This is a genomic window from Pseudomonas sp. (assembly GCF_037994325.1).
Taxonomy (GTDB): Bacteria; Pseudomonadota; Gammaproteobacteria; order Pseudomonadales; family Pseudomonadaceae; genus Aquipseudomonas.
In genome coordinates this window covers 1-1,714 of record NZ_JBBNAH010000244.1, presented here as the reverse complement: position 1 = coordinate 1,714, position 1,714 = coordinate 1, and the positions used below count along the sequence as shown (strand labels likewise).

The following is a 1,714-nucleotide window of genomic DNA, read 5'->3' as shown; positions in this document are numbered from 1 at the left end:
GCTCTAGCTGGCTCGACCTCGACTTGTGGCACGGCTGAAATCCTAAAAAGCATCGCCCACAAAAAAGCCCGCTCATTGAGCGGGCTTTTTGTTTCTGTGTTGCTGGTGAGGCAGCAATCAGAACGCTGGAACTACAGCGCCTTTGTACTTCTCTTCGATGAATTTCTTCACTTCAGGCGTGCGCAGGGCCTTGGCCAGTTTCTGGATGCTGTCGGAGTCTTTGTTGTCCGGGCGGGCTACCAGGTTGTTGACGTAAGGCGAGTCGCTGCCTTCGATGATCAGCGCGTCCTTTTTCGGGTCGAGCTTGGCTTCCAGGGCGTAGTTGGTGTTGATCAGCGCCAGGTCAACCTGGGTGAGCACGCGCGGCAGGGTGGCCGCTTCCAATTCGCGGAATTTCAGGCCCTTGGTGTTTTCGCTGATGTCTTTCACGGTGGCCAGAATGTTGTGGCTGTCTTTCAGTTTGATCAGGCCCGCTTTTTCCAGCAGCAGCAGGGAGCGGCCGCCGTTGGTGGCGTCGTTCGGGATAGCAACGGTAGCGCCTTGTGGCAGCTCGTCGAGCTTTTTGTATTTGCTCGAGTAGGCGCCGAAGGGTTCTACGTGCACGCCAACTACGGTCACCAGGTTAGCGCCGCGGTTCTTGTTGAACTCGTCGAGGTAGGGCTGGTGTTGGAAGAAGTTGGCGTCCAGACGTTTCTCAACCAGTTGTACGTTCGGCTGCACATAGTCGGTGAACACTTTAACTTTCAGGTCCACGCCTTCTTTGGCCAGGGTTGGCTTGATGAATTCGAGGATCTCCGCGTGCGGCACAGCGGAGGCGGCAACGGTGATGGTTTCCGCGTGAGCGGAGAAGGCTGCGACGGCAGCCAGGGCAGCGATCAGTTTTTTCATCTCTGGGTTCCTTGTGGGATGCAGTGTTGGCGGCTGGTGGCCGCACTCATTGGGTGTTCAAAAGCGGTTTATTTTCTAGAAAAGTGCACCACCAGCTTGTCGCCGACGGTTTGCAGTACCTGGACCAGGATCAGCAGCAGAATGACGGTGACCACCATCACGTCTGTCTGATAGCGCTGATAGCCATAACGCACTGCCAGGTCGCCAAGGCCGCCGCCGCCAATCAGGCCGGACATCGCGGTGTAGGAGACCAGGGTGATCGCAGTCACGGTAATTGCAGCAACAATGCCCGGCAGCGCTTCCGGCAGCAGGGCGTTGACCACGATTTGCCGTGTCGTCGCGCCCATGGCCTGGGTGGCTTCGATAATGCCGCGGTCGACTTCACGCAGCGCGGTTTCCACCAGGCGCGCAAAGAATGGGGTAGCGCCAACCACCAGAGGCGGAATCGCCCCGGCGACGCCCAGCGAGGTGCCGGTAATCAGCACGGTCAACGGGATCATCACGATCAGCAAAATCACAAATGGCACCGAGCGCAGAATGTTCACTATCACTGACAGCAAGGCATACAGGCCCTTCTGTTCGAACATCTGCCGCGGCCCGGTGAGAAACAGCAACACGCCCAAAGGCAGGCCGAGCAGTACGGTAAACACCATGGAGCCACCGAGCATGCTCAGGGTGTCGAGCGTGGCCTGCCAGATTTCGATCCAGTCGACATTGGGGAATAGGGCTTCCATTAGCGCAGCACCTCCAAGTGCACATCACTGGCGCCAAAGCGCGCCAGCGCGGCGTCGATATCGCCGCCGGTGAGGGCCAGGGTGAGTTGGCC

The 1,714-nt window shown here is 58.5% G+C and carries 2 protein-coding genes; both read right to left on the bottom strand.

Annotated features, from left to right (window positions below; translation table 11 throughout):
- Positions 1-117: 117 nt before the first annotated feature.
- Entirely contained in the window at positions 118-888 is a 771-nt protein-coding gene (locus AAAB16_RS08180) for a MetQ/NlpA family ABC transporter substrate-binding protein (RefSeq protein WP_340662893.1), read from the bottom strand.
- Positions 889-956: 68 nt separating this feature from the next.
- The gene (locus AAAB16_RS08175) at positions 957-1,622 is read right to left on the bottom strand and encodes a methionine ABC transporter permease (RefSeq protein WP_340662892.1); all 666 of its coding nucleotides are present in this window, start codon (positions 1,620-1,622) and stop codon (positions 957-959) included.
- Positions 1,623-1,714 lie beyond the last annotated feature (92 nt).

Coding starts and splice junctions, on each gene's coding strand:
- AAAB16_RS08175 (WP_340662892.1), bottom strand. CDS start 1,622: ATGGAAGCCCTATTCCCCAATGTCGACTGGATCGAAATCTGGCAGGCC.
- AAAB16_RS08180 (WP_340662893.1), bottom strand. CDS start 888: ATGAAAAAACTGATCGCTGCCCTGGCTGCCGTCGCAGCCTTCTCCGCT.